Genomic DNA, 1,665 nt, shown 5'->3' with positions numbered 1-1,665 from the left:
CCTCAGGAACACGTAGAACTTCGCTTGCGAACCACTTTGCTGTCGCTAAGGCCTCAACGTTCTTCATTGGCTTGATGTAGTTCAAGAAGGCATTTTTCTCCTCCTCGAGGAGGTCATCTCTTTTTTTTAGCCATCCTTCTGCGGTATTATATACTCTCTTACTAATCATCTTCTTCGTCCTCCTCTCCTAGCCACTCATCAACGATGTCTTTCACCTTTGCTACATCTTCATCTGTCACCACTTCACGACCTCTTTTCGTTTGTTTCATGTTTAATAGGTCAGTAGCGAGATTGTCTCCAATCTCAAATTGCTGTACTCTTTTATTACTTAATGTTTCCATGCTATTATCTATTTATGTTGTTATATTTTCACTCCTCCTTTCTTCTTAGGCTTTAGCGTTATCTTCTTCTTGGTCTCTTGGGAGGTCTGCTCAATAGAAATATCAGGGTCGTTGGGGACTCCATTTTTGTAGAAAGTTTTAATTGCTGATCCATCCATTCCATATTCCTCACAAGGGCCATCTAGCTTTCCATTCTTGTATGTGCTTTTAGTAAAAAGTTGCCCATCTTCATGCCATTCTTTTTGGACTCCTTCCATTTTTCCATTTTCGTAATTATATTGATAGAAGGGTTGCCCATTCTTGTACCATTTTTCATGGGTTCCTTCCTCTTTTCCATCCTTATATTCACCACGAGAAGACATTTGTCCATTTAGATACCATTTCTCACAGAGACCATGAGGAACTCCTTGTTTGTAGTTAGTGCGTTCTTTGAGGCTACCATTTTCATAGAATACCTCTTCAACACCCTCTTGCTGGCCAAACTTATAGTTTGAACGGAACGCCACTTGTCCACTAGCATAATGACTCTCTAAGATTCCATCTAGCTTCCCATTCTTATAGTTCCCTCTACAAAGCAGCTGTCCATTCGAATACCACTCCACATGTAGTCCATCTAATTGTCCATTTTCGTAGTTCTCAAGAACGCTTTGGTGTCCATTGGCATAATACCCCTCTCGAACACCTTCTAACATTCCATCCTTGTAGTTTTCACGATACCAAAGCTGTCCGCTGTCATGCCATTCCTCATATACCCCATTTTGCTTATTACCCCTTCGGATATTAGTAGGGTTACTTAGCTTACCTTTACCACTCATTTCGTAAGTAGCCTCTCTACCCAATTCATCATTAGGCATCTTTATATCAACGGGGATGCCATCATGTGGCTCATCCTGTCTGTCCCACCAACAATCACTATCATAGTCATTCGCACAGAAAGCAAGCAGCTTCCCATCCTTAAACGCTACACGCTTAGGGACAGCATTGTAATCATTCCAATACCCCCACGCATCACTACTCAAGTTGCCCTTGCCAGCACCTTGCAACAAACACCAAGGGTTAGCATCTTCTCCCCAATGAGTGTTGATAATCTTTCTCATCGCTAGTTGTCCCTCTTTCGTATCATCCACTTTATAGACACGAATGGAAAAAGAAGGAGGACCGATTGTTCGTCCATCGGAGAGCTCAGGTACTGTGTCAGGGTCAATAGCCTTCTCCTTTATCTTGTATTGCTTAAAGGTGTTTAGAATATTCATTGGGCTAGAGTAGGTGAGTGGGTCTACCTTTGCCTTCTTCGCAACTATGATTGCCTCGCTCACCTTGGGTT

2 protein-coding genes are annotated in these 1,665 nt (G+C 42.2%); both read right to left on the bottom strand.

Annotation, left to right across the window (positions count from 1 at the left end):
• Positions 1-161: 161 nt before the first annotated feature.
• Entirely contained in the window at positions 162-341 is a 180-nt protein-coding gene (locus tag A3GK_RS0110125; RefSeq protein ID WP_018029328.1) for a hypothetical protein, read from the bottom strand.
• 20 nt (positions 342-361) lie between these two features.
• A partial coding sequence (locus A3GK_RS10900; RefSeq protein ID WP_040576201.1) for a toxin-antitoxin system YwqK family antitoxin occupies positions 362-1,665 on the bottom strand: 1,304 nt, incomplete at its 5' end.

It is taken from the genome of Porphyromonas somerae DSM 23386, from assembly GCF_000372405.1.
In the GTDB taxonomy this organism is placed as follows: Bacteria; Bacteroidota; Bacteroidia; order Bacteroidales; family Porphyromonadaceae; genus Porphyromonas_A; species Porphyromonas_A somerae.
The sequence above is the reverse complement of the archived record's forward strand: the minus strand, read 5'-3'. Positions and strand labels throughout refer to the sequence as shown.

Bases quoted from the DNA above. Each gene is read 5' to 3' on its own strand.
- A3GK_RS0110125 (WP_018029328.1), bottom strand. From the start codon at position 341: ATGGAAACATTAAGTAATAAAAGAGTACAGCAATTTGAGATTGGAGAC.